The 23,375-nt window shown below is 56.9% G+C and carries 22 protein-coding genes and 1 tRNA gene; 15 read left to right on the top strand and 8 right to left on the bottom strand.

All coding sequences use genetic code 11. The annotated features are described in order from the left end of the window. Positions 1–262 precede the first annotated feature (262 nt). The 3 genes from IEX44_RS12330 to IEX44_RS12320 all read right to left on the bottom strand — a co-directional run bounded on the left by IEX44_RS12330 (position 263) and on the right by IEX44_RS12320 (position 4,177). Positions 263–1,561, bottom strand: coding sequence for a sugar MFS transporter (locus IEX44_RS12330; RefSeq protein ID WP_188693948.1), 1,299 nt, complete (start codon positions 1,559–1,561; stop codon positions 263–265). A gap of 433 nt (positions 1,562–1,994) precedes the next feature. Beyond that, a complete protein-coding gene (locus IEX44_RS12325; RefSeq protein WP_188693945.1) occupies positions 1,995–3,014 on the bottom strand; it encodes a DUF1700 domain-containing protein in 1,020 nt (339 codons plus the stop codon). Positions 3,015–3,304: 290 nt separating this feature from the next. Beyond that, the gene (locus IEX44_RS12320; RefSeq protein WP_188693942.1) at positions 3,305–4,177 is read right to left on the bottom strand and encodes a helix-turn-helix domain-containing protein; all 873 of its coding nucleotides are present in this window, start codon (positions 4,175–4,177) and stop codon (positions 3,305–3,307) included. An 89-nt stretch (positions 4,178–4,266) separates the two neighbouring features. Between IEX44_RS12320 and IEX44_RS12315 the strand changes: the two genes are divergently transcribed. From IEX44_RS12315 to IEX44_RS12270, 10 genes are all read left to right on the top strand, one after another. Beyond that, the gene (locus tag IEX44_RS12315; protein WP_229679018.1) at positions 4,267–5,199 is read left to right on the top strand and encodes a DMT family transporter; all 933 of its coding nucleotides are present in this window, start codon (positions 4,267–4,269) and stop codon (positions 5,197–5,199) included. A gap of 148 nt (positions 5,200–5,347) precedes the next feature. Continuing rightward, positions 5,348–5,920 carry a biliverdin-producing heme oxygenase gene (locus IEX44_RS12310; RefSeq protein ID WP_188693939.1) on the top strand — a complete coding sequence of 191 codons (573 nt, stop codon included), beginning with the start codon at positions 5,348–5,350 and terminating at the stop codon, positions 5,918–5,920. 3 nt (positions 5,921–5,923) lie between these two features. Beyond that, entirely contained in the window at positions 5,924–6,499 is a 576-nt protein-coding gene (locus tag IEX44_RS12305) for a ProQ/FINO family protein (protein WP_188693936.1), read from the top strand. Positions 6,500–6,738: 239 nt separating this feature from the next. Beyond that, positions 6,739–6,942 carry a cold-shock protein gene (locus tag IEX44_RS12300; protein WP_184103178.1) on the top strand — a complete coding sequence of 68 codons (204 nt, stop codon included), beginning with the start codon at positions 6,739–6,741 and terminating at the stop codon, positions 6,940–6,942. A gap of 136 nt (positions 6,943–7,078) precedes the next feature. Continuing rightward, on the top strand, positions 7,079–7,672 hold the full coding sequence (locus tag IEX44_RS12295) for a gamma carbonic anhydrase family protein (RefSeq protein WP_188693933.1): 594 nt from the start codon (positions 7,079–7,081) through the stop codon (positions 7,670–7,672). A 101-nt stretch (positions 7,673–7,773) separates the two neighbouring features. Beyond that, positions 7,774–8,232, top strand: coding sequence for a MarR family winged helix-turn-helix transcriptional regulator (locus IEX44_RS12290; protein WP_188693930.1), 459 nt, complete (start codon positions 7,774–7,776; stop codon positions 8,230–8,232). A gap of 10 nt (positions 8,233–8,242) precedes the next feature. Further along, on the top strand, positions 8,243–10,267 hold the full coding sequence (locus IEX44_RS12285) for an FUSC family protein (protein ID WP_229679016.1): 2,025 nt from the start codon (positions 8,243–8,245) through the stop codon (positions 10,265–10,267). Positions 10,268–10,321: 54 nt separating this feature from the next. Beyond that, positions 10,322–10,531, top strand: a complete 210-nt coding sequence (locus IEX44_RS12280; protein ID WP_188693923.1) for a DUF1656 domain-containing protein — start codon at positions 10,322–10,324, stop codon at positions 10,529–10,531. Next, on the top strand, positions 10,528–11,430 hold the full coding sequence (locus IEX44_RS12275; RefSeq protein ID WP_188693920.1) for an efflux RND transporter periplasmic adaptor subunit: 903 nt from the start codon (positions 10,528–10,530) through the stop codon (positions 11,428–11,430). Before IEX44_RS12280 ends, IEX44_RS12275 begins: the two co-directional genes overlap by 4 nt. Beyond that, on the top strand, positions 11,427–12,875 hold the full coding sequence (locus IEX44_RS12270; protein WP_188693917.1) for an efflux transporter outer membrane subunit: 1,449 nt from the start codon (positions 11,427–11,429) through the stop codon (positions 12,873–12,875). The genes IEX44_RS12275 and IEX44_RS12270 overlap by 4 nt, the downstream gene beginning before the upstream one ends. A gap of 256 nt (positions 12,876–13,131) precedes the next feature. Here the strand turns inward: IEX44_RS12270 and IEX44_RS12265 are convergent. Continuing rightward, a tRNA-Arg gene (locus tag IEX44_RS12265) sits at positions 13,132–13,208 on the bottom strand. Positions 13,209–13,348: 140 nt separating this feature from the next. On the opposite strand from IEX44_RS12265, the gene IEX44_RS12260 reads away from it, so the two are divergent. Both IEX44_RS12260 and IEX44_RS12255 read left to right on the top strand, forming a co-directional pair. Next, entirely contained in the window at positions 13,349–14,110 is a 762-nt protein-coding gene (locus tag IEX44_RS12260; RefSeq protein ID WP_188693914.1) for a c-type cytochrome, read from the top strand. A gap of 127 nt (positions 14,111–14,237) precedes the next feature. Next, positions 14,238–14,729, top strand: a complete 492-nt coding sequence (locus tag IEX44_RS12255; protein WP_188693912.1) for a GNAT family N-acetyltransferase — start codon at positions 14,238–14,240, stop codon at positions 14,727–14,729. Between the two features lie 70 nt (positions 14,730–14,799). Here the strand turns inward: IEX44_RS12255 and IEX44_RS12250 are convergent, their stop codons facing one another. The 3 genes from IEX44_RS12250 to IEX44_RS12240 form a co-directional block, all read right to left on the bottom strand. After that, positions 14,800–15,663 (bottom strand): dienelactone hydrolase family protein, encoded by an 864-nt coding sequence (locus IEX44_RS12250; RefSeq protein WP_188693909.1) that lies wholly within the window; start codon positions 15,661–15,663, stop codon positions 14,800–14,802. 72 nt (positions 15,664–15,735) lie between these two features. Further along, positions 15,736–17,187: an aminoacyl-histidine dipeptidase gene (locus IEX44_RS12245; protein WP_229679014.1), complete on the bottom strand. Its 1,452-nt coding sequence runs from the start codon at positions 17,185–17,187 to the stop codon at positions 15,736–15,738. 106 nt (positions 17,188–17,293) lie between these two features. After that, complete coding sequence (locus IEX44_RS12240) at positions 17,294–17,740, bottom strand: DUF4124 domain-containing protein (RefSeq protein WP_188693906.1); 447 nt, start codon at positions 17,738–17,740, stop codon at positions 17,294–17,296. A 92-nt stretch (positions 17,741–17,832) separates the two neighbouring features. Between IEX44_RS12240 and IEX44_RS12235 the strand changes: the two genes are divergently transcribed. After that, positions 17,833–18,513, top strand: a complete 681-nt coding sequence (locus IEX44_RS12235) for an SDR family oxidoreductase (RefSeq protein ID WP_188693903.1) — start codon at positions 17,833–17,835, stop codon at positions 18,511–18,513. Positions 18,514–18,585: 72 nt separating this feature from the next. Here the strand turns inward: IEX44_RS12235 and IEX44_RS12230 are convergent, their stop codons facing one another. Beyond that, positions 18,586–18,891: a c-type cytochrome gene (locus tag IEX44_RS12230; RefSeq protein ID WP_188693900.1), complete on the bottom strand. Its 306-nt coding sequence runs from the start codon at positions 18,889–18,891 to the stop codon at positions 18,586–18,588. Positions 18,892–19,049: 158 nt separating this feature from the next. Between IEX44_RS12230 and cysG the strand changes: the two genes are divergently transcribed. Both cysG and clpB read left to right on the top strand, forming a co-directional pair. After that, positions 19,050–20,435 carry a siroheme synthase CysG gene (gene cysG, locus IEX44_RS12225; protein ID WP_188693896.1) on the top strand — a complete coding sequence of 462 codons (1,386 nt, stop codon included), beginning with the start codon at positions 19,050–19,052 and terminating at the stop codon, positions 20,433–20,435. A gap of 262 nt (positions 20,436–20,697) precedes the next feature. After that, positions 20,698–23,277, top strand: a complete 2,580-nt coding sequence (clpB, locus tag IEX44_RS12220; protein ID WP_188693893.1) for an ATP-dependent chaperone ClpB — start codon at positions 20,698–20,700, stop codon at positions 23,275–23,277. The last annotated feature ends 98 nt before the right edge of the window (positions 23,278–23,375 follow it).

Below are 23,375 nucleotides of genomic sequence, written 5' to 3'. Positions count from 1 at the left end.
AGCGGAGAAACCGAACTATACGGACCATCCCCGCACCCGTCAACACCTTCCTGCAATATTTCCTCTCAATATCACTCAAGCTACTGATAGAAAAGGAAATCGGCTGGTTCAGTTTTTTGGGGCGAAGAGTTCGAGCATGCGCTCATCAGTTATCCAGCGCAAAAACACCCGACGAAATACAGGTGTCACAAACAAAAAAACCGCTCCTGAGAGCGGTTTTTTTGTTTTTCCAGCGCCTCCCTGTCGGGAGAGCACGGATCAATCAGACACCTTGGGCCACCGGACTACGACGATCAGCCGGCTTTTCCTGACCAATCAGTTCGCGATGACCGCGCGCCCCGAAATGCACAATATATAGATAGCAAACCAGCGGAACCGCGAACGAAGCAAGAATACCCATATGATCGGCCATTGCTGCTTGCAGTACTGGCACGATGGCCCCACCCACAATAGCCATGCACAGAATGCCAGAGCCTTCGCTGGTGAAACTGCCCAGACCTTTGAGCGAGAGCGAGAAGATGGTTGGGAACATGATCGAGTTGAACAAACCCACAGCGATCAGCGACCACATCGCCGTTTTGCCACCAACCAGAATCGCAATACCAATCAATACTGCGTTGATCAATGCGTTCGCGGTCAAAATGCGGGCGGGGTTGATTTTGGTCATCAGCGCAGAGCCGATGAAACGACCAACCATGGCAGCACCCCAGTAAATAGCCAGGTACTTGCCAGCCGACTCCGGCGACAAACCGGCAATCTGTGGCTGGCCCATCAGGCTGACCATGAAGCTGCCGATACCTACTTCCGCACCAACATAAGCAAAGATACCAATCGCACCAAGTACCAGGTGACGGAACTCCCATACACTCTTCTTGCCATGAATTCGCTGTTCCTTGGCGCGGGTTGCCTCATCAGCACCTTCGACCTCTTTGATGACCGGCAAACGAACCAGACCAATAATCAGCGCCAGCAAAAACAGCAAGCCTGCCAGAACCAGGTAGGGGGTTTGCACGGCAGCGGCCTGAGCAGCCGCAGAAGCTTGCGCCCCTGCCGCCGGCGCAGCGACCGCAAGAATGGTGATGGCGCCAAGCAAAGGACCCAGTGTCGCACCCAGCGAGTTGAAGGCCTGGGTCAGGTTAAGACGGCTGGAGGCGGTTTCCGGGCGACCCAGTACAGTCACATACGGGTTGGCAGCTACCTGCAAAATGGTAATACCCCCCGCCAGAATGAAGAGCGCTGACAGGAAGAACGGGTAAGACTGGGCACCCGCGGCCGGATAAAACAGCAGACAGCCCAGGCCCGCAGTCACAAGACCAAGCACGATCCCGCGCTTGTAGCCAATCTTGCGGATGATAAAGCCGGCCGGAAAAGACACGACGAAATAGGCAGTAAAGAAACAGAACTGGATCAACGCTGCCTGCAGATAGGTAAGCGAGAAGATGGCTTTCAAATGAGGGATCAGGATGTCATTGAGCGAAGTGATCAGGCCCCACATGAAAAACAGCGACGTCAATACCGTCAGCGCCTTGCCATATTGATGGCTTCTGGCTGTTGTTTGCATTTCGAACTCCTCAGTACTACGGGTAAAACGGGCCGCAGGCATGTTGCGAACCCGGCACGGGCATTGCATGGTTACTTTTGGATTCTGTTAAAGATCAGCCGACCATCTGTCTTTGATGGCGGGAGCATGGCTCCGGCGCTGGGCTTTCCAGTGCATCGTGGGGCATTTATGTCAACGGCATTGCCCCATCGCGCTATCGCAATTTTAAAAGTGCTGCAACCGGTTCGGAATACATGGAAACCGGCAGAAACTACCATTCACGCAAGTGAAGATTCACATTTTGGGGATAACTCAGGCGAATCTGACCCGTTTTGGGGCATTGGGGGGTATGCCAACAATATCCAGCCCTCCCCTACCTTGCCCGGAACAATAAAAAAGGGCCGGTTCAACACCGGCCCAGCACTTACCAACACGGAAACTGCACAGTGATCGATCAGAACACCAGGTGCAGTGGAATCTGGGCAATTTGATCACGGCCATAACGTACTACCCCGCGCCAGGTCATGATCGCCAGTTTGATCAGTACAAACAGAATGAGTGCGGCGATAAACAACACCCCCACCGAAGCACGCAGTACGTGGGCCGTTTGGTGCTCGCCCGCCGGCACACGGACATATACCTGACCATCATTCATCGTGACCGAGACATGACCCGCGCCGGTATGCGGCGTAACAACCGTGGTGTCCTCGCCGTTATGATTCACTTCATACCAGTCGATCCGGTCAAGCTGGATGTCCTTACCCCAAGTCAGGCTTTCACCATTGGCGGCTTTAACATCAACGCCGACCAGATTGTCCTGCGCCACACGATAACCGTGATCAAAACTGGCAGGTTGTGTACCGTTGCTAACCAGGTCGCCATTGCGAGCCACCAGATGCGTGATCTTGCCGCTACGCTCGGTTAATTCAATCTGATCCCCGTTTTGTAATTGCACTTCTACGTCATCATTGCGGTAGCGGAAAAGACTTGCCGTGGCTGCCCCTGGTGCACGAACCACGACTTTCAGATCCCCTGTGCCGCCCGTGGCATCGCTCATCCTGACCGTTTGGGTACCAAACAGAGAGTGCGCCCCAACTGCTATCAATGCAGCCAAGGCACCTGCCATTACTGCACTGCTGACAAAAATGCCCGCAGTCAAAATGCACAGATAAATCATGAACGGGATAGCCAGTAGAAAGTTGAGCACCCCGAGCCGGGCAATCGCGGCGACCGTGCGAATGAGGCCACCGACAGTATGTTTCTGTTGCCATTGGCCATACAGCTTTTGCACGCGCAGATCACGCCCGATACGTTTCGGATCTCCAAGACCAGCAGCGGTCTCTTCTTCACTCCGTCCCAGTTGCATCGCTGCATGAAAATACGCGTTGTAGTCCGACAGGATTTGCTCAACATCCGACTGAGCGACACCAACCAGGCTGGATTCCAGTTGCGACATGAATGCTTGTTGTTTCATTTTGATTGCTCCAGTTCACGACGGTTACTGCGGCTTTGATCGATTGCATCCAACCGGCCAAAGTGCCCGTCGGTGCGCCACTCCTGTCACCGGCACTATCTTGCATGCCAGCCTACCGTGTAATGCACGATACGATAAGTGCATCGTATAGCTATGTACCTTTCTTTGCAAGGTACATGTCTAAGCACGCATGCGGAATATGACAAACGGCAATCCTGATTACAGACGCAATAAAGTCGCCGTCATGCGTTTGCTACGGGTATGCGGGAGGTAGGCGTAGAGCCGTGTTTTTATTTGCTTAGCGCCGCACGATACTGTGAGGGGCTTGCGCCCAGAGCGGCGCGAAAACGATTGCTGAAATGGCTTGCATCAGCAAAACCGCAAGCGGCAGCGACATCAACCAGCGGCTGGTCGCCATGCCGCAACAACTGCCTCGCGCGGTCCAGTCTGCGCGCGGTCAGCCAGGCATGTGGAGGCATGCCGAAACTATCCCTGAAAGCCCGGGCGAAATGAAATTCAGACAACGCCACTTGTGATGCCAGTTCCCCCAATGTCAGACCTGCATCCAGATGGCTATTTATATAGTCAATCAAGCGGCGCCGCAGATGCGGTGCCAGCCCGCCTTTAGCCAGATAAAAACGACGCCCGCTGTGCACCCGGACAAGATGCCCCACCACGGCGTGAGCCAGTTCGTTGGCCGCAAGTCGGCTGCCACTATCCTGCCAGTTTTGTCGTGCAATCTGGCCGCACAAGGCGGCAAGCACAGGGTCTTCAGCATAAGTCAGGTCATGCAATTGCACGCTGCGCGGCTCGCGATCAAGCAAGGTGATGATCGCAGCAGAAAACTGCGCCGGAGAAAAATACAGATGCATGAACTGCAGGTCGCCCTGAATAACCCACTCTGACTCGTGTTCGTCTGGCAACACGCACAGGCGTCCCGGCGCACCATGAACGCCAGGCTTATCACGCCGCCAGGTCTGGTAACCACCAGCCAGATAGAGCGAAACCGTGTGATGCCCTGGGCCGCGATAATTAGTGGCATCGTCCTGGTTGTGCCAGCGCGCCACCGCCATACCGTCACCCAGATCACCCGCCCGTTCCAGCGCCGCGCGCGAATGCGTCAGCGTGGTAAAGACATTTTGTGTGAGTGGTACGGTATCCATGCCCGGGATATTACGCGGATCAGGTCGGGCCGCGCAGTCCGGGACGACAAAAGCGCAAGAATCTGCAAGTGCCAGAGACTCCCGGCTGGTTGAATAAAGACCAGTTCAATCGTCCTGAAGTGTCTGTCATGAATGCACTGTTATATTTAGTGGTCGTCCTTGTGTGGGGGACTACCTGGTTTGCCATCAAATTACAACTGGGTCCGTCGCCGATCCCGCTTTCGATCGCGTGGCGATTTGGGCTGGCTGCGATCGTGTTATTTGGCCTGCTTGCATGGCGCAAACAACTCAGACCCCTGCCCCGCCGCGCAATCGGCACGGTGGCCATTCAGGGGCTATGCCTGTTCTGCATCAATTTCCTGTGCTTTTACAACGCCAGCCGTTACATCCCCACTGGTTTCGAGGCCGTGGTGTTTTCCACATCCACCCTTTGGAACGCCATCAATGCGCGCATTTTCATGGGGCGTACCATTGCATCAAATGTGATTGCTGGCGCGGTTGTCGGGTTGATGGGTCTCGTGGCCTTGTTCTCTCCGGAATTTGCAACCTCTCACGATCACAGCACAACAGCATCAGGTTTATTGCTAGCGCTGGGCGGCACACTTTGCTTTTCTGTGGGCAATCTCTTGTCTGCACGACTACAAGCCCAAGGCCTGAAACCAGTACAGACGAATGCATGGGCCATGCTGTTTGGTGCTCTGGTACTGCTCACCGGCAGCGTTTTAACCGGCGTTCCATTCGTATTGGACGCGCGCCCTGTCTACCTGGGCGCTCTGCTCTGGCTAGCCATTCCAGGCTCGGTCATCGGCTTTACCGCTTATTTAATGCTGGTGGGTCGTCTGGGGGCCGAAAAGGCTGCGTACTGCACGGTATTGTTCCCACTGGTCGCGTTGAATATTTCTGCCGTGATGGAGGGATACCACTGGACACCGGTCGCCATCGCCGGCGTGATGCTGGTCATGCTCGGCAACTGGTTGGTATTTCGAAAACCGCGCGCGTCTCGCCAGTTGGCAACAACGTGACCGCCACCACAATCAGGGCGTGTTGTACACAAAAAAATACGTGAAAGTGATCGATGGTCAAAAACTGGACTATAGTGTTAGTCCCCGTCTCGACGTTGCGTTGCAGCAATAGTGCTTTGCAATCAACCGGATGTGGCAAGAGGACGACATGACGACCAGAATTGATCTGAAATTGGCCACGGCCGACCGTCACGAAGCGCTGGATCAAGCTTTTTCCGGCTTTGCCCTGACCACCTTGTCTGGCTACAGCGCATTTCTAACGGCGCACGCTGCAGCCCTGTTGCCACTGGAAGCCCACCTTGCTGCGGCGGATGTTCAGCGAAAAGTGCCGGATTGGGCTGTGCGCTCGCGCAAAGCCGCACTGTTGCATGATCTGGCGCAGCTGGGTTTGCAAGTTCCAGCGGCCATCGAGATTCCTGCCATTGACCCGGAAGGGCTTGGCGGTGCCGTATATATCCTGGAAATCCTGCGTCAGAGTGCCCGTAGCCAGCTTCGACTGGTGACCTCCTCTGCGGATGTTCGGTTGCAAGAGGCCGTCCGGTATCTGGCCGAGCACCAGGATTTGCCGCTCTGGAACAGTTATAGTGCCTGGCTGGATGAGCAAGACGCCGCGCGTTTCCCGGCTTTGCTCACGGCGGCACGCCAGGTCACGGACGTCTTCTTGCTGGCGGCGCAACGTCATCATCCAGAGCGCGCACTGGCGACAATGCAAGCTGCATAAAGTGTGTTCACGGAGCGCAACCACCCTTCAGACAGTCGGGCAAAGCGCTCCTTTTATCAAAAAACCGTAAAAATTGGCCACAAAGCGCCGCAGCCAAGGCTCTCGGCATTGAGTCCGCACCGTGGGCGCGGTATGCTGCCGCCAATCAGGAACCCAATAGTACCGAACATGTCTTCTTCTTCTCTTGGCGATGCCCTGCAAAAAGCCATTGGCACGCAAAGCAAGCGCAAACAACTCGAAATGATCAACGAGGAAATGTACCGTCGTTTTTCGGTACTGCGCGAAAACCGCCCGCTGGCCATCGGCACGCTTGATACGCTTGTGGCTGCCTTGCCACATTTCGAGGCTGTTGTCGTCAAACGCGCGCTGAGTCAGCACTGCGCCCGTCTCACCTATCAAAAACAACTGGCGCGTGGCGGCAAGCGGTTCAACCTCAAGGGCAAGCCCGACGGGGAAATTACCGAGTCGGAAAAGCAGAACGCCGCCAGTATTATCCAGGCTGCCAAGCCGCAAGCCAAAGCAAAGGCCGCTGCTGCTGCACCTGCACCAGCCGTTCAAGGTGATGCAGAACAGGCTTGATTGCCTGAGAGGTCTGACAAAAAGCCTGCTTGATGCAGGCTTTTTGTTGTCATGAATGCACCTGGAAGGTGCCCAATGCAGTGCTGAGTACCCGAAATTCCCTCCGCCTGTCATTGATTCGCCTTAAATGACGCAGTTATGACGCAGTTACGTGCCCAGACGTTTGTACAAGACATACACGTTGCGTATGATATAGCTCTTGAGCGCATGCTCAATTCAAGACATAGGAATCTTAGGTAATGGCAACCGGTACGGTTAAGTGGTTTAACGACGCCAAGGGCTTTGGCTTTATTTCTCCTGACGATGGTGGCGAAGATCTGTTCGCGCACTTCTCGGCGATCAACTCCAACGGCTTCAAGTCGCTGCAAGAAGGTCAAAAGGTCAACTTTGATGTAGTGACCGGCCAGAAAGGCAAGCAAGCTTCGAACATCACGCCTGTGTAATTTCACAGTGACGTACAAAACCCGGCCAATGTGCCGGGTTTTTTGTTGCCTGCGATTTCCACGCCTGTATCTGCGCAGCGATCACCGCCATCGACTAGAGTAATCAGCACATTCCCTCTCGAAAGCGTAAACCCACATGCTGATTGCTCACGCAGGCCATACCCCTCGTATTGACCCTACGGCATGGATCGCCCCCAATGCCGTGATTTGTGGAGATGTCTCCATTGGCCCCAACTGTCGCATCATGTACGGCGCACAGATCATTGCTGAAGGCGGCCGCATAGAGATTGGCGAGCAATGCATCATTCTGGAAAACGCGGTACTGCGCAGCACCGAAGCGCACTCCCTGTGTATTGGCCAGTTCTGTCTGATCGGCCCGGGAGCGCATGTTGTCGGCTGCACAGTAGAAGATCAGGTCTTCATTGCTACCGGTGCGGCCGTGTTTCATGGTGCGCACCTGGAACAAGGCTGTGAAATCCGCATTCACGGCGTTGTTCACATCAAAACCCGCGTGCCGGCCGGTGAGCACGTACCTATTGGATGGGTTGCCGTGGGTGACCCCGCGCACATTCTGCCCACTTCCGCTCACGAGCAAATCTGGCGACACCAGCAACCGCTCAACTTTCCCCTGTCGGTGTATGGCATTGATCGCAGCGAGGCCGACATGGTCAAGATCACTGCCAGGATGGCTGAAATGTTGAACAGCCATATCAAAGACATGCCTATCTAAAACCCACCACCCTCCATTGTCCATTTATACGGACAATGAGTGTATCTTGCCGTTCAATTATTAGCTTGCTAACGAATATTCCCCGTGGTAACTTTTACGCCATGGATGATCTCGACACTCTTCGCCTTGCCTTGACCAGCTCCCTGTTACAAGTCGGCCGCCACTGGCGGCAGGTTTCACAAGAGGCTGTTACGGTCTACGGCGTTTCTGCTGCCTGTGCCACCCCGCTGCTGTTCATCGGCCGCCTGGGTGAAGGGGTACGCCAGGTTGCATTAGCTGACTATGTTGGAATAGAGAGCCCGTCGCTGGTGCGTCTGCTGGACCAACTAGCCAAAGCGGGCCTGATAAGGCGCGAGGTGGATCCGGCTGACCGGCGTGCCAATACGTTGTGGCTGACTGAGGCGGGGCGGGCCATGAGCGAAAATATCGAACGGGATCTGATCAGCCTGCGGGCTGATGTACTCAAGAACATCAGCCAGGAAGACCTCCAGGCAACGCTGCGGGTATTCGGCGCTATTGAAGCTGCCGCCGCCAGTAATACGCAGTCTGACAAAGCGTGAGGCCAACATGATGCACTGGCCCACCGCAAGAGACTGGTTGTTCTCTTTCAAAGCTTTTTTTGCCTCGATGCTAGCGCTTTATATTGCGTTTGCACTGGGTTTGCCACGCCCCTACTGGGCGATGGCCGCCGTTTACGTGGTGTCGCACCCGCTCACTGGCGCGACCCGCTCCAAAGCGCTCTACCGGGTATTGGGCACTATTCTTGGGGCCAGTGCGGCCGTCGTGCTGGTACCTGCGCTGGTGGATGCACCAGTGCTGCTCGCCGCGGCCATTGGGGCATGGACCGGTACGCTGCTGTATGTCTCGCTACTGGACCGCACACCTCGCGCCTATGTGTTCATGCTGGCGGCGTATACGCTCCCCATGATCGCGCTGCCGGCAGTAAACGCACCACAGAACGTATTCGATATCGCCAGCGCACGTACACAGGAAATCCTGGTCGGCATTCTGAGCGCCAGCGTCGTGGCAGGCCTGATTTTTCCGGGCAAAGTCGCACCCGTGATTAGCGCACGCACCGCAGCCTGGTTACGTGATGCAGCATCCTGGGCGGCAGATACGCTAACGCCCGTTGCCGATCACCGCGTGCACCCTGCCAGTCGTCATCGCCTTGCTGCAGATATTCTGGCCTTCGATCAATTGATCAGTCAGTTGGCCTACGACCCGGATACTGCAGATACCGTCAATTACGCGCGGGCCTTGCGCGGCCGTATGAGTATGTTATTGCCTGTGCTCTCTTCCATGAGCGGCATGATGCAAGAACTGCGCGCCAACAATCAGGCGCTGCCTCAGGGCATCGACACGCTGATGCACGATGTCACGCAGTGGATTCTGTCACCAGCGTCACGCCCGGAAGACGGCGAACGACTAAAAGAAGAAGTCGCACGCCTGGGACAGACCATTGTGCATACCAGTGAATGGCGTAGCGCGCTTGGCCGTACCATGCGTTCACGCGTTGGAACATTGATCGAACTCTGGCAAGACTGCCTGCATTTGCAACAGTTGTTATCTGGTCAGGAAAACGTCAAACCCTGGGTGCCGGTGTATACCCGGCGCGATGTGATGGGCGGTGCGCGTCACTATGATCACGGCATCATGCTGTTTTCAGCAATCAATGCATCCGTCTCTATTTTTGCCGGCTGCATGATCTGGATCGGCATGGGGTGGGAAGACGGCGCTGGCGCGGTCACACTCGGTGCCGTGGCGTCATGCTTCTTTGCCGCGATGGATGAACCCGCACCCTTTATCCGGCTGTTTTTTGTCTGGACGATTGTGAGCATCGCGCTATCCGCGGTCATGCTGTTCGCCATCATTCCCGCCTCACATGACTTTGCCACGCTGGTGGCCCTGCTGGCAGTGCCATTCCTGATCATCGGCACGCTGATTCCTTTACCCCGTTTCAACATGATTGCCATGTTGTTATCGGTGAACACGGCGACCTTCCTGGGGTTGCAAGGTGCGTACGACGCCAATTTTACAGCGTTCTTCAATGGCAACCTGGCCGGCGCGGCGGGGGCATTGTTCGCACTGGTCTGGACACTCGTCACACGACCATTTGGCGTACAACTGGCGACCCACCGACTCGTACATGCCAGTTGGCGCGATCTGGCCAACACGGCCGCCGGTGAAGATGCCCGGGATTACGCCCGCCTGAGTTCACGCATGCTCGATCGTCTGGGTCAACTGGTACCACGCCTTGCCGCCAGTGGCGATGACAGCTACAGCGATGGCTTCACCGAATTGCGTGTGGGCTATAGCGCACTGGAACTGCAGCGAGATGAGCTGGAACTGTCAGATCTGGACCGTCATTCCATCAATGAGGTGCTGGGTGGGGTTGCCGGGCATTACCAGGCCCGCATTGAAAACAGTCGTCACAAGCTTGCGCCGGAAACGCTGCGTGCCCGCATTGATGATGCCATGAGTCTGGTGATTGGCCGGGCCGATCACGCCTCCCGCGAGGCACTGCATGCATTGGTGGAATTACGGGTCAGCCTGTTTCCAGGCGCGCCTGGTTATCAGCAAGTGCCAGCCTTCTGAGAACACAGCCGTGCACTGCAAAACAGACCATAAACATGAAAAGAGAAACACCCGATGAGCGGTGAAATTGATATTTACGGTGTCTACATCCCCAGCTTGCTGGCCTGGATGGTGATCGCCTTTTTTGTGACCGGGGGCCTGCGTTTTGCGCTGGCCCGTATCGGTTTTTACAAGCTGGTCTGGCACCGCTCGCTGTTTAACCTTGCGCTGTATGTCCTCGTGCTCGGCGCAACCGTATCCCTGATCCACTGGTTAAAACCATGAATAAAATCATTCGCAAAACAGGGACCATCGTCCTGACCCTGATCGTTGTTGTGGCCGCCTTCATCGTCGGCCGCCATCTATGGGACTACTACACCACCGCCCCCTGGACGCGTGACGGCCACATCCGTGCCGATGTCGTACAAGTGGCGCCTGATGTCTCCGGCCAGATCACCGACGTCAATATCGCCGACAACCAGATGGTCAAGCGTGGACAGGTCTTGTTTGTGATCGACCGCGCACGGTTCGAGCTGGCACTGCGCCAGGCCCAGGCCACCGTCGCACTGCAAAAACCATTGCTGGCACAAGCTAAACGTGAGGCAGCGCGTAACCGCAAGCTGGCCGACCTGGTTGCCACCGAGACCACAGAAGAAAGCATCGCCAAGGTCGAACAGATTGAAGCCACCATCACCCAGGCCGAGGCGGCGGTAGATGTCGCCAAACTCAATCTGCAACGCGCCACCGTGATCAGCCCGGTCGATGGCTACCTGAACGATCGCGTACCGCGTAGTGGCGATTACGTGACCACAGGCCGTCCGGTATTGTCGATCGTGGATAGCCATTCATTCCACGTCGATGGGTATTTCGAAGAAACCAAGCTGGCGGGCGTACAGATCAACCAACCGGTGGAAATCATCATCATGGGCGAATCGCGCCGTCTGCATGGTCACGTCGAAAGCATCGCCGCCGGTATTGAAGACCGCGACCGTACTGCCGGTGCCACGGGTCTGCCCAACGTAAACCCGACGTTTAACTGGGTACGTCTTGCCCAACGCGTACCCGTGCGCATTGCGCTGGATGAAATTCCGGAAGATCTGCGGCTGGTTGCCGGGCGGACGGCGACGGTGTCTGTGCTGCAAAACGCGGCACCGGCCAAGGCCCAGGCAGGAGCAAAATCGTGAAACTTGTAAAAACCGCGCTCGCACTGGCTTTGCTGCAGTCGCTGCTGGCGTGTACCACGGTCGGCCCGGATTACCGCGTGCCTGACCAAGCCAGCATCAAGAACCCCACTGCGGCGGGTCAGTTTATTGGTGCACACGATCCGGCTGTCGCCATCGCACCGGTTCCGGACGATTGGTGGAAACTCTACGACGACCCACAATTGAATGGCCTTGTGCAGCAAGCCATGACCGCGAATACCGATCTGCGCATGGCTTCAGCCAACTTGCGCCGCGCGGTCTACATCATGGGTGAAGTGGATGCAGAAAGCGGTCTGCACGGCGGCGTTGACTTTGCCGCCAAGCGTGCGCAAGAGTCTGGTGAGTCATTTTTGCTGACGGAAAAACTGCCGGTTCTCAATGAAGGCGATGTTGGTCTCTCGGTCTCCTATGACCTGGACCTGTTCGGCAAACTCAAACGTGGTGAAGAAGCTGCTCACGCCAACGCTGAAGCCGCGCAGGCCGCGCTGGACCTGGCCCGCGTCAACGTCGTCGCACAGACGGTACGTGCCTATGTCATGGCATGTTCAGCCAATCGCGAGTTGTCGGTCGCCCAGCATGAGCTGGATTTGCAGAATCATAGTGTGGATGTCACCCGCCGCATGGCCAGCGCAGGTCGCGGCCGTAACGCGGATGTACTGCGCGCTGAAGCCCAGGCCGATATGTTGCGCGCCAACCTGCCCCGCTTCCAGGCAGATCACGATGCGGCGATCTATCAACTGGCGGTGATGGTTGGCAAAACGCCGACCGAGATTAACCAGATGGCGATTCAGTGCACTGAAGAACCCAAACTGGCACAGGCAATTCCAGTGGGCGACGGTGCGGCACTGCTCAAGCGCCGGCCTGATATCCGTGAAGCAGAACGCCAACTGGCTGCCGCCACCGCAAAGATCGGCGTCGCCACAGCGGACCTCTACCCGGATATCAAGATCGGTGCTTCCATTGGCTCGACGGGTATCCTGGAAGACTTGGGGACACCGGCCGCAAACCGTTGGGGCATCGGTCCGCTGATTACCTGGACGATTCCGGACAGCGGTTCGCACGCGCGTATCCATGCCGCAGAAGCCGGTGCTGATGGTGCACTAGCCCATTTTGATGGCGTCGTGCTGTCGGCACTGAAGGAAACGGAAACCGCACTCACCCGCTACACGCATGATCTGCAACGCAATGCGGATCTGCGCGCAGCTCGTGACAAAGCCCGCCAGGTCGCAGCAGAAAACCGCACCATGTACAAAGCGGGTCGTGCGCCGTTCCTGACCAGTCTGGACTCTGACCGCACGCTGGCCAGTGCCGATGCTGCGCTCGCCTCTTCAGATAGCCAGTTGGCGCAAGACCAGATCAATTTGTTTCTCTCACTTGGGGGCGGCTGGCAGTCTGCCGCCAAGGCCGAAAACACAGCAGAAAAGTGATCTGGATCAAAGCTTCGCGAAAGCCCGGTTTCTCTAGCCGGGCTTTTTATTTTCAGGTGTCATACTGCGAGATGCACAACATTGACGCACTGCAAATGCAACAACGCGCGCAATTTCGCCAAACATGGCAAATAATAGGAATCAGATGAAAAACAGCCGGGCTTGCAGATCGCAGCAGAAAAGGTCGAAAAACACCTGGTAATCAGGCTTCGCTTGTTGATCTGGCTTAAGTGGGAACGAGAGAAGAAGAGGAAACTGGTGCGCCCGACAGGAATCGAACCTGTGACCCTTGGTTTCGGAAACCAATACTCTATCCAACTGAGCTACGGGCGCATGTCTTTGCGAGGGATTGGATCATACCGTGTTTGATGCACAGCGTCTACGCGGCTTTCACTGGCACAATGAGGCCGGTATAATCCGGCGCAAATTCTTGATTTGATTCACCTGACTTCACGATAAAAAGGGATGGCAGCATGAGTGGTTCAAACACATCAGGAGTTCAAAGTTTTATTACGTATGTGGTACTGGGCGTCGTTGGCGTCCCGCTTTTCGTCTTTATGGTGGCCAAGCTGTATACCTCCGGTAGCGGAGTAAACCTTGGCCTGATGACCATGACCAATGAAGCCATTCAGGCACGGCTGCAACCCGTCGGGACCAGCAAAGTAGTTGATAGCGCACCCATCGGCCAGCGCTCCGGCAAGATCGTGTATGAAAATGTCTGTATTTCCTGTCATGGCGCAGGCCTGATGGGTTCGCCCAAGTTTGGCGACTCAGGCGCATGGGGTCCGCGTATCGCCAAGGGTTATGAAACCCTCTGGACGCACGCCATCAAAGGTTTTAACGCGATGCCAGCGCGTGGCGGTTCAACCGATCTGACAGATGATGAAGTCAAACGCGCAGTCGCCTATATGGCCGACCAGGCGGGCGCCAAGTTTGAAGCCCCGGCCGTCGCCACTGCCAGTGGTGCCGCAGGTGCTGCGCTTGACCCGGAAACCAAAGGCAAGGAAGTGTACGAAAGTACTTGTCAGGCTTGCCATGGCACAGGCGCAGCTGGCGCCCCCAAGTTTGGCAACAAGGCGGACTGGTCTGCCAAGTTGCAGGGCAAGAAACCGGAAGATGTGATTGAAAACGTACTGAAGAATGGCAATGGTGCCATGCCGCCGAAAGGTGGTTATAGCGGTAGTGATGATGAATTCCGCGCCGCTGCGCACTATATGATCAATCACGCCAAATAAGTATTTGCAGCTTGCATTGATTTCTGGTCGATATATCAAACGGGCAGCCACCGCTGCCCGTTTTGTTTTTGCTGCTGGCATGACATTGACGGCAGTTGATTTGGCAAAACACACAAGGAGTATGCGGATGTCCGCTCACGTACAGATTCGCCCTGCCACCCCGGCCGACGTGAAAGAGATTATGGCCATGGTCGCCGAATTGGCTGAGTTTGAAAAACTGACCCATGTGCTGGATATGAGCGCCGAGCGTTTGACCGCCGACTTGTTTGGCGACAAACCGCTGGTTGAAGCCCTGATTGCCCAGGACGGCGATAACATCCTCGCCTTCGCTTTGTATTTCCAGAGCTATTCCACGTTCCTGACCCGCCGTAGTCTGTATCTGGAAGACCTGTATGTGCGCCCACACGCGCGCGGCCTGGGCCTTGGCAAACGGATGTTGCTGCGACTGGCTCGTATCGCCAGGGAACGCGGTTTTGGCCGTTTCGAGTGGAGCGTGCTGGACTGGAATGCCAACGCTATCGCCTTCTACGAAGGCATGGGTGCCACGGTCATGCCGGACTGGCGCATTTGCCGGGTGACCGGCGAAGCGTTCGACCAGATGGCTGCACGCGCAGACTAAGTGGCGTGTCACGCCACACACAAAAAAGCCGGCATTTTTGCCGGCTTTTTTTCATCCCTACCCTGTGTATTTACACACCATATTTATGAAACCAGCCCAACATGCGTTGCCAGGCATCGGTCGCCGCTTCGGCGTTATAGCTGGGGCGGTAATCCGCATTGAAACCATGCCCTGCTTCCGGGTAAACGTGCAGCTCAAACGGCTTGCCAGCAGCGTCCATGGCGGTCCGCATCTTGCCGACGTTCTCCTGGGTAATCCCCTGGTCTTTGGCGCCATAGAATGCAATCACCGGCACTTTCATCTGCGCGACCAGATCTAGCGGAGACTTGGGCGAATTGGCGGTAGACGGTTGCAACACCTGGCCATACCACACCGCAATCGCCTTCATCCGCGGGTTATGTGCTGCATACAACCAGGCGATACGACCACCCCAGCAAAACCCGGTCATTGCCAGCCTGTCGGGGTCGCCGCCATTGGCAACCGCGTAGTTAACCGTAATATCAAGATCCGACAGCACCTGCTCATCGGGCACCTGACTGACGATGTTCTTGAGCAGGTCCGCCACCTCCGGATACTTGCGCGGGTCACCCTGGCGGAAATACAACTCCGGCGCGATAGCCAGATAACCCAGCTTGGCCAGGCGTCGACACACATCCTGGATGTGCTCATGCACCCCAAAGACTTCCTGCACCACGATAACCACTGGCAATGGGCCCTTACCCGTCGCCGGGCGGGCGCGGTAAGCTGGCATATCGCCACCATTGACCGCAATGGTGATTGCACCTGCGGTCAGCCCCAGGGCATCAGTGGTGATGGTCGATGCGGCCACCGGGCGCACGGCCAGGGCAAACCCGGTTGCCAGGGTTGCCCCTAAAAACCCCCGGCGTGGCGGGTTGGCGGGTGCTGCCCTGGATTGATCGTCTTCAACTGACATGGATATTGCCCTCCAGCGCTATCAAAACAGTGAAAAACAGTAAATGAACCCGACTGCAACCCGCCGGCCAGATCAACGCACAGGCACCGCTTTCAGTGCATCAACCAGCAAGTCCCAGAAATAGCCCACGCTTTCAATTTCCACGCGTTCGTCCGGCGAATGCGCGCCGCGCACGGTCGGGCCGAATGAAACCATCTGCATGGCGGGATACTTGCCTGCAATCAGGCCGCACTCCAGACCAGCATGAATCACTTTGATCTCGGCATCCTTGCCATAGCGCGCGCGGTAGGCGTCCTGCACCAGTTTGAGTGCAGACGACGACAGATCCGGCGTCCAGCCTGGATAAGCGCCTGAGCGTTCCGACTGCGCGCCTGCCATGCGGGCGATCGCTTCAATGCGCCGAGCCACTTCGTCCTGGCCTTCATCGGTGAGTGAACGCACGAGCAGCAAAGCGCTGAAGCCAGCTTCGCCCACGCGGACCACACCCAGGTTGCTGGAAGACTCCACCACACCGGGCACTGCCTGACTCCAGCGTGCGACGCCAAGTGGCAAGGTCATCAGAAGATCAATCACCTGGCGACTGGTCTGCGCGGACAAGCTTTGGGCTGCCTCTGCGGGTTCAACGCTCAACTTCACGCCTTCGTCGACACGCGCCAGTTCACGATTCAACCTTTGTTGCCAGCGGCGCACCACCGATTGCACGCGATCGCTACCCTCCTCAGCCACCGCAATCACGGCAAATGCTTCACGCGGCAGCGCATTGCGCAGGGTGCCACCTTCAAACGACACCAGTCGTGCGTGTGGCAGCGCCAGCAGGTCATCCACGACACGCGCCAGCAAACGGTTGGCGTTCCCACGTTCCAGGTGGATATCCACGCCGGAATGACCGCCACGCAAACCCTTCACGGCCACACGCAGCACCTGGGTCCCAGCCACAATCGGCTCGTGGGCCAGTGGGCGGCTCACGGCCACATCAACGCCACCCGCACACCCCACATAGAGTTCGCCCCAGTCTTCGGTATCCAGATTCAGCAAAATCTGGCCATTGAGCCAGCCTGCCTGCAGGCCATGCACGCCGCTCATGCCGGCCTCTTCATCCACCGTCAGCAGTACTTCAATCGGGCCGTGCTCGATATCTTTGCTTTCCAGTACGGCCAGCCCGGCTGCAACACCAATGCCATTATCCGCACCCAGCGTAGTGCCTTCGGCCCGGACCCAACCGTCTTGCACGCGCGGGCGGATGGGGTCGACATAAAAATCGTGGGTCGTATCGGCGTTCTTCTGCGTCACCATATCCAGGTGGCCTTGCAGAACAACGGTCTGACGATCTTCAAAACCAGGCGTGGCCGGCTTTTTGATCAAGAGATTGCCAGTGGCATCCACCTCATAGGCCAGACCCTGAGCTTTGGCCCAGTCCTGCAAATGGGCGCGCAAGGCGCCTTCATGCTTGGATGGACGGGGAAAACTGCACAAGGTCTGAAAATGGCGCCACAAGAGCGCCGGCTGCAATTGCGACAACGGCATCTTCACTATTCCCTAAAACTGAAAATCAAATGCAGACAAACAGAAAACAGGGATGTTACCCGTGGCAGACAACGCTGGCAGTAAATATCCGCACAGTCCGGGGTGCTCAGCGACCACCCGGAAGTGGCTGTACCCGCGGCAGATTCTGCAATCGCTGGCCGCGACCGGCGTCATCAGACGGATTACCGTAGACGGACCGAAGATTGTTCGGCTGACAGAACACGGGGTCGTAAGCAGGGTTATCCATATTGCAGTTATCGCCGGCTGGCAACTGCGGGTTGGGCGTGGGCTGGCCTTGTGCTGAAGACGGGCTATTAGCCTTCATGGGCTCCGGTTCCGCCTCGGGCACAGGTGTAGGTGTGACAACCCGGCGAGGTGCCTCAATGGTAGTGACCGAGCCTGCTTCGTAGGGCAGCCGCTTCTGGCCGTGGCAAGGTGTCTGGCCATAGGTGACATTGCCCTGGTCATCCTGACACTTGTAAACATCTGCGGCCTCAACGGACTGGCCAAGGACAAGGCCTGCTGCGAGCAGGTAACTCGCCAGGTTACGCATAACACCCTCCTGGATCTGCCTGGTACACGTATTAGCGTGCTGTTGGCCAGAATCGTTTTATATACTTCGATTTATAAGCGACCGGAGGATTCATGCGTACTGTTTTCATCACGGGTGCGGGCCGTGGTATTGGCCTTGAGTTGGCAACCCAGTATTTGCAAGATAACTGGCGGGTGATCGTAACCGCCCGGGAGTTCAATCTATCGCTGAAAAGCCTGCACGCGGCGTGGCCAGACCAATTGCGAATCGAACTCCTGGATATCACAGACTGGCCCAATGTCGCTGCATTGGGCCAGACCTTTGCGAACGAACGGATTGACCTCGTCATTAACAACGCTGGTTATTACGGTGGTAACCGGCAAGAGTTGGGCCATACGGACGTTGAAACCTGGCTCAATACGCTGGCGATCGACACCATCGCACCGATCAAAGTGGTAGAGGCTGTTCTGCCACGGCTGACAGCAGATGCCAAAATCGCCAGTTTAAGCAGCAAGATGGGCAGTATTGCTGACAACCACTCCGGCGCGGCGTATCACTACCGCAGCGCCAAGGCGGGCCTGAATGCCGCCATGAAAAGCCTGGCGCTGGATCTGGGCAAACGCCATACCGTGCTGGTGTTTCACCCGGGCTGGGTGCAAACCGATATGGGCGGGCCTGGCGCACTCGTCACCCCTGAAGAATCCGTGGCAGGCATACGCCGCGTGATCCATCAAGCCACACCGGGCGATTCAGGCCACTTTTACAACTATGACGGCGCGCCTATACCCTGGTAAGACCTGCCTGTGGCGCATGAAAAAAGCCGGACTGAACGCCGGCTTTTTTGATTGGCACAGATCACTCGCAGTCTAGTACTTGCGTGTGAGCATCCATTTGGCCAACTGGCTTGCCTCTGCATCGCTTACCGGATTGGGCGGCATGGCAATGGGTCCCCAGGCACCATGACTGCCATTCTTGATTTTGGCGGCCAATAGCTGTTCTGCGCCCTTCTGACCTTTGTATCTGGCCGCGATGTCTTTCCACGCCGGGCCAACGATCTTGTTTTCCAGGCCGTGGCAGGCAAAGCAGTTCTTGTTCCTGGCCAGGTCCTGCGGCTCGGCGGCCAGCACCGGCGTCGCCAGCAGCAGGGACAACAGCACACAACGCAGCAACATCAGATTTCCCTTTGCCCGGCATGGTGCGGACGGTTCACGTTAAAATGACGCCAGCCACGATACACAGCCATTGCGCCAGACCCGGCAGACTAGAACAATGTCATGGTCAATGCCTTGACCAGCGTCAGATCAAACCGCGCTTTCTTTCCGGACCAATCATGGATTATTTTCCGCTGTTTCTTGACCTCAACCAGCAAGAAGGACTGATTGTTGGGGGTGGTGAAGTCGCCCTGCGCAAGACGCGTTTGCTGCTGTCTGCAGGCGCCACCATCACGGTCATTGCGCCAGAACTGGTAGCGGAACTGGCTCAGTACGCATCAGAAGGCAAAATTCGCCACATTGGGCGCACGTTTACGCAAACTGACATTGGCAGACAACGGGTGGTGATCGCGGCGACTGACGATGAAATGGTCAACCGCGATGTATTTGAAACCTGTGAAGCACAGGGCATCCTGGTCAACGTGGTTGATGATCCGGCCCGTTGCCGCTTTATCGTCCCCGCGATTATCGACCGCTCACCCTTGCAGATCGCCCTCTCTACCGGTGGTCAGGCACCGGTGCTGGCCCGCCTTTTGCGCGCCCGGCTCGAAGCCACCTTGCCACACGGTTATGGCGTGTTGGCAAAGCTGGCTGGCCAGCTGCGTGACGCCGTCAAAAAACGCTTTGCCCATGATGAGCGCGCGCGCCGCCGGTTTTGGGAGCAAGCACTCGATGGCGCCGCCGCTGAGCAAGCGCTGGCCGGGGATGAAGCAGGCGCGCTCGCCAGCCTGACCCAGGCGCTGGACTCCGCCAGCGAAGCGGCATTGACCCAGGGTGCGGTTTACCTGGTGGGCGCCGGTCCTGGCAACCCGGACTTGCTGACTTTCCGCGCATTGCGGCTGATGCAAAAGGCCGACGTGGTGCTGTACGACAATCTTGTGTCTCCCGCCATTGTTGAACTGGTACGGCGCGATGCTGAGCGTATTTATGTAGGCAAAAAAGCCGACAACCACGCCCTGCCCCAGGAAGAAATCAACCGCCTGCTGGTACGCCTGGCGCAGCAAGGCAAAACCGTGGTGCGACTGAAAGGTGGAGACCCGTTCATTTTTGGCCGGGGTGGTGAAGAAATCGAAGAACTCGCCGCCAGCCAGATTGCATTTGAAGTCGTACCAGGGATTACCTCTGCATCGGGCGCATCCAGCTACGCGGGGATTCCGCTCACCCATCGCGACTACGCGCAGTCCGTGACCTTCGTTACCGGGCATCGCCGCGCTGGTGAAATTGAGCTGGACTGGCCTCGACTGACCAACCCCACAGAAACCGTGGTCATCTATATGGGCGTGAAACAGGCACCGCGCATTTGCGAACAGCTGATCGCCCATGGCCGTGCACCCGATACCCCGGCGGCGATCGTGCAGCAAGCCACAACACCCCAGCAAAAGACCCTGATTGGTACGCTGGCAACTCTGCCAGGTTTAATTGAACAGTTTGGCGTAAAACCACCGGCGCTCATTATTGTGGGTGGCGTGGTGACGCTGGCGAACAAACTGGCCTGGCGCAAGTAGTGAGATACCGGGCAGGTTTTCAGTGACCCGCTGTTTCCAGGTTTTTGCACAATGCCAGGGTGGGGCTGGATTCCCGCCTTCATGGAGACGACGCGCCGGGGAAATCGCGGTTTCCTCGTCCACCGCCGACCCTTTCCCGACATCGCGTTTTCAAGCCTTGGGTTTGTTTCCAGAGCAAAAATTTTCCACATCACCCTGCGCTTGAAATGGTCTTAATGGTGCCCATCTTTTGTGCAATAACGCACATTGATAGAGGGCCACTATGCGCTTCGACAAACTGACGACCAAGTTCCAGCAAGCCTTCGCCGATGCCCAGAGCATGGCGTTGGCAAACGACAATAGCTACATCGAGCCGCAGCATCTGCTGCTGGCTTTGCTCAATGACATTGAATCCGGCACCGGCCCGTTGCTGGCCCGCGCCGGGGTCAACGTGCAGCCGCTGAAAACAGCGCTGCAAGACAGTATTGACCGCCTGCCCAAGGTAGAAGGCAACGGTGGCGAGATCACCGTCTCGCGCGATCTGGCCAACCTGCTGAATCTGACCGACAAGACCGCCAGCAAACGTGGCGATCAGTTTATTTCCAGCGACTCGTTCATCCTGGCGCTGAGCGACGACAAGAGCGATGCAGCCAAACTCTTGAAACAACACGGCGGCAACAAGAAAGCCATTGAAGCGGCCATTGATGCCGTGCGTGGCGGTGCATCGGTGGATAACGCCGACGCCGAGCAAAACCGTGAGGCACTCAACAAGTACACGCTGGATCTGACCGAACGTGCTCGCCAGGGCAAGCTGGACCCGGTCATCGGCCGTGATGATGAAATCCGCCGCGCTATCCAGGTATTGCAACGCCGGACCAAGAACAACCCGGTGCTGATCGGCGAGCCAGGTGTGGGCAAGACCGCCATTGTGGAAGGCTTGGCACAGCGCATTATTGAAGGCGAAGTCCCCGACTCGCTCAAACACAAGCGACTGCTGGTGCTGGACCTCGCCTCTTTGCTGGCTGGCGCCAAGTATCGTGGCGAGTTTGAAGAGCGTCTGAAAGCGGTGCTCAACGAACTGGCCAAGGATGAAGGCAGCACCATCATCTTTATTGATGAACTGCACACGCTGGTCGGCGCTGGCAAAGCCGAAGGCGCGATGGATGCAGGCAACATGCTCAAGCCGGCGCTGGCGCGTGGCGAGTTGCATTGCATTGGCGCGACCACGCTGGATGAATACCGCAAGTACATCGAGAAAGACGCCGCACTGGAACGCCGCTTCCAGAAAGTGCTGGTCGATGAACCGAGCGTGGAAGACACCATCGCCATCCTGCGCGGTTTGCAAGAAAAGTACGAGATTCACCATGGCGTTGAAATCACCGATCCGGCGATTGTTGCTGCGGCTGAACTCAGCCACCGCTACATCACGGACCGCTTTTTGCCGGATAAAGCCATCGACTTGATCGATGAAGCGGCCGCCAAGATCAAGATGGAAATCGACTCCAAACCGGAGTCGATGGACAAGCTTGATCGACGCATTATCCAGCTCAAGATTGAACGCGAAGCGGTCAAGAAAGAAAAAGACGAAGCCTCGCAACGGCGGTTGGCGCTGATTGAAACCGAGATTGAGTCGCTCTCGAAAGAGTACTCAGATCTGGAAGAAATCTGGAAAGCTGAAAAAGCCGCCGTGCTGGGTAGCCAGTCGATCCGTGAAGAGATTGAACAGGTGAAGCTGGCCATGGATGCCGCCCGCCGTCGGGGCGAGTGGGATAAAGCGTCCGAACTGCAATACGGCAAGCTGCCCGAACTGGAAGACAAGCTCAAAGTAGCCGAAGCCGCTGAAGGCCAGGACACGCCCAACAAACTCTTGCGCACCCAAGTGGGTGCTGAAGAAATTGCCGAGGTGGTCAGCCGCGCGACCGGCATCCCTGTAGCCAAGATGATGCAGGGTGAGCGCGACAAACTCCTGGGTATGGAAAACGTGCTGCACAAGCGCGTGATCGGCCAGAACGAGGCCGTGCGCCTGGTGTCGGACGCCATCCGCCGTTCGCGTTCTGGTCTGGCGGACCCTAACCGGCCTTATGGTTCTTTCTTGTTCCTGGGGCCGACCGGTGTTGGCAAAACGGAGTTGACCAAGGCGCTGGCCGAGTTTTTATTTGATTCGGAAGAGCACCTGATCCGCATCGACATGAGCGAGTTCATGGAGAAACATTCCGTGGCCCGCTTGATCGGCGCCCCGCCGGGGTATGTCGGATACGAGGAAGGCGGTTATCTGACCGAAGCCGTGCGCCGCAAGCCGTACAGCGTGATCTTGCTGGATGAAGTCGAAAAGGCCCATCCGGACGTGTTCAACGTGCTGCTGCAAGTGCTGGATGATGGTCGCTTGACCGATGGCCAGGGCCGCACGGTGGACTTCAAGAACACCGTGGTGGTGATGACCTCCAACCTGGGCTCGCAGCAAATCCAGGCGATGGCAGAACAGGAATACCAGGTGGTCAAGTTGGCGGTGATGGCAGAAGTGAAAACGCACTTCCGGCCAGAATTTGTGAACCGGATTGACGAGGTGGTGGTGTTCCACGCGCTGGATCAACTGCAGATCCGCAATATCGCCCGCGTACAAGTGGCGCGGCTGGAAAAGCGGTTGGCACAGATGGAGATCGGCCTGCAAGTCAGCGACTCGGCGATCGATCTCATCGCCGATGCAGGGTTCGATCCGGTGTATGGTGCACGCCCCCTCAAGCGCGCGATCCAGACGGAGATCGAAAACCCGCTGGCCAAAAAGCTGCTGTCTGGCGAGTTCGCCGCCAAGGATGTGGTCACGGTCGATGCCACCAACGGCATTGTAAAGTTCGGCAAGCAGTAGCCGTTGTTGTGTGGAAAAAAGCCCGCTTTGTGCGGGCTTTTTTTTGGCCGCAACCTGCGTTTGACGTGCCCGGCCCGGCCCGCTAACGTAAGCCCCTT

This window comes from Silvimonas amylolytica, assembly GCF_014645555.1.
In the GTDB taxonomy this organism is placed as follows: domain Bacteria; phylum Pseudomonadota; class Gammaproteobacteria; order Burkholderiales; family Chitinibacteraceae; genus Silvimonas; species Silvimonas amylolytica.
This window is presented reverse-complemented; position numbering and strand designations above follow the sequence as displayed.

What these genes read in the sequence shown, in the direction of transcription:
- IEX44_RS12300 (WP_184103178.1), top strand. Translation starts at nt 6,739, where the DNA reads ATGGCAACCGGTACGGTTAAGTGGTTTAACGACGCCAAGGGCTTTGGC.
- IEX44_RS12290 (WP_188693930.1), top strand. Translation starts at nt 7,774, where the DNA reads ATGGATGATCTCGACACTCTTCGCCTTGCCTTGACCAGCTCCCTGTTA.
- IEX44_RS12245 (WP_229679014.1), bottom strand. Translation starts at nt 17,187, where the DNA reads ATGCCGTTGTCGCAATTGCAGCCGGCGCTCTTGTGGCGCCATTTTCAG.
- IEX44_RS12235 (WP_188693903.1), top strand. Translation starts at nt 17,833, where the DNA reads ATGCGTACTGTTTTCATCACGGGTGCGGGCCGTGGTATTGGCCTTGAG.
- IEX44_RS12255 (WP_188693912.1), top strand. Translation starts at nt 14,238, where the DNA reads ATGTCCGCTCACGTACAGATTCGCCCTGCCACCCCGGCCGACGTGAAA.
- IEX44_RS12295 (WP_188693933.1), top strand. Translation starts at nt 7,079, where the DNA reads ATGCTGATTGCTCACGCAGGCCATACCCCTCGTATTGACCCTACGGCA.
- IEX44_RS12330 (WP_188693948.1), bottom strand. Translation starts at nt 1,561, where the DNA reads ATGCAAACAACAGCCAGAAGCCATCAATATGGCAAGGCGCTGACGGTA.
- clpB (WP_188693893.1), top strand. Translation starts at nt 20,698, where the DNA reads ATGCGCTTCGACAAACTGACGACCAAGTTCCAGCAAGCCTTCGCCGAT.
- IEX44_RS12275 (WP_188693920.1), top strand. Translation starts at nt 10,528, where the DNA reads ATGAATAAAATCATTCGCAAAACAGGGACCATCGTCCTGACCCTGATC.
- IEX44_RS12285 (WP_229679016.1), top strand. Translation starts at nt 8,243, where the DNA reads ATGCACTGGCCCACCGCAAGAGACTGGTTGTTCTCTTTCAAAGCTTTT.
- IEX44_RS12230 (WP_188693900.1), bottom strand. Translation starts at nt 18,891, where the DNA reads ATGTTGCTGCGTTGTGTGCTGTTGTCCCTGCTGCTGGCGACGCCGGTG.
- IEX44_RS12280 (WP_188693923.1), top strand. Translation starts at nt 10,322, where the DNA reads ATGAGCGGTGAAATTGATATTTACGGTGTCTACATCCCCAGCTTGCTG.
- IEX44_RS12260 (WP_188693914.1), top strand. Translation starts at nt 13,349, where the DNA reads ATGAGTGGTTCAAACACATCAGGAGTTCAAAGTTTTATTACGTATGTG.
- IEX44_RS12240 (WP_188693906.1), bottom strand. Translation starts at nt 17,740, where the DNA reads ATGCGTAACCTGGCGAGTTACCTGCTCGCAGCAGGCCTTGTCCTTGGC.
- IEX44_RS12325 (WP_188693945.1), bottom strand. Translation starts at nt 3,014, where the DNA reads ATGAAACAACAAGCATTCATGTCGCAACTGGAATCCAGCCTGGTTGGT.
- cysG (WP_188693896.1), top strand. Translation starts at nt 19,050, where the DNA reads ATGGATTATTTTCCGCTGTTTCTTGACCTCAACCAGCAAGAAGGACTG.
- IEX44_RS12250 (WP_188693909.1), bottom strand. Translation starts at nt 15,663, where the DNA reads ATGTCAGTTGAAGACGATCAATCCAGGGCAGCACCCGCCAACCCGCCA.
- IEX44_RS12320 (WP_188693942.1), bottom strand. Translation starts at nt 4,177, where the DNA reads ATGGATACCGTACCACTCACACAAAATGTCTTTACCACGCTGACGCAT.
- IEX44_RS12310 (WP_188693939.1), top strand. Translation starts at nt 5,348, where the DNA reads ATGACGACCAGAATTGATCTGAAATTGGCCACGGCCGACCGTCACGAA.